The 1,149-nt window shown below is 38.6% G+C and carries 1 protein-coding gene and 1 pseudogene; both read right to left on the bottom strand.

The genetic code is table 11. The annotated features are described in order from the left end of the window. A partial coding sequence (locus GMD1S_RS07940; RefSeq protein ID WP_044135758.1) for an Ig-like domain-containing protein occupies positions 1-598 on the bottom strand: 598 nt, incomplete at its 3' end. A 203-nt stretch (positions 599-801) separates the two neighbouring features. After that, positions 802-1,149: pseudogene (locus tag GMD1S_RS07935) on the bottom strand (ABC transporter ATP-binding protein); the annotation flags it as partial.

Raw genomic sequence — 1,149 nt, 5'->3', positions numbered from 1 at the left:
CATAGTTAGGATCGTCTGAGTCTTGAACTCCCCATTTAGTAAATCCAGTTGGGTCATCATCTGGGACGATACGAGTCAAAGTGTAAACTTGGTCACCTGGGATATTAATTTGATAAGGAGTGTTTAGTTTAACACTATCTGCCCAAACGACTGTAAACAGGGCAGTAATCTCCTTGTTCTCTGACAAATTAGCAAAGTAAGCAGCATTTGTCACTTTGACAGTAGCTGTGTTATCTGCTTTACTAGTTGTCAATTCAGCAATAGTTGTTTGCCCATCTGGTGCTTTCAATTCCGTAGTAGAATCTTTTTCAATTTTAAATTCGTTTGGAACATGATACACCATGTAATCCCCATCTTTGAGGGTTACATCATTTGGGAAACTATAAGTTGGTTGAAGATAGAATTTACCTTCCCCGTACTTAGCGCCATCAACAAGTTTGTTATTGTTGATTTTTGAAACAGTTTTCATTGTGTAACTGCTCGCTGGTAGTTCCTCCGCTTTAACAACATTGCTAACTTTAAGTGCAGGCAAAAAGACCGACACAACCAGCAGCAAGGCCATCAAGCCATGAAAGAGTTTGCTAGTTCTCTTTTTCACCACATTATCCTCCTTATTATCTATAATGGTTCAATTATATTATACAGTTCCATTACAAAATGTCAACTAAAATTTATTTATTTTTATATTAACTTACCATTTCTTTAAATATTAAGCCTAATCATGCATGTTCATCAGCTTTGAAATAAAAAATACAAGCAAGGATTTCGCTTGTATTTAATATATTCTAATTTCCTAAAAGGCTACGTATTTAATCCCAATTCTGCTAATATTTGTCGTTTGTAGGCAATCTTTTGGACTTCCTTGTCCTCGTCTCCAGACCAATCTAGTTTAATTTCTGAAACAATCTGCCCAGGACGATTTTTCAAGATATAGATGCGGTCGCTGAGATTGAGGGCCTCTTCGATACTATGCGTGATGATGAGGGTCGTCAGCTGTAGCTGTTTGTGAATTTCCAGATACCAAGCATGAAGTTCCATCTTGGTCATCTCATCCAAGGCGCTAAAGGCCTCATCCAAGAGAAAGAGCTTGTGCCCAAAAAGATAGGTCCGAAGCAAGGCTACACGCTGGCGCATCCCTCCGCTGAGTTC

This window comes from Streptococcus sp. GMD1S (assembly GCF_000296875.1).
Classification (GTDB): Bacteria; Bacillota; Bacilli; order Lactobacillales; family Streptococcaceae; genus Streptococcus.
Note: the sequence above shows the minus strand (reverse complement) of the source record. Positions and strands in the feature narration are given on the sequence as shown.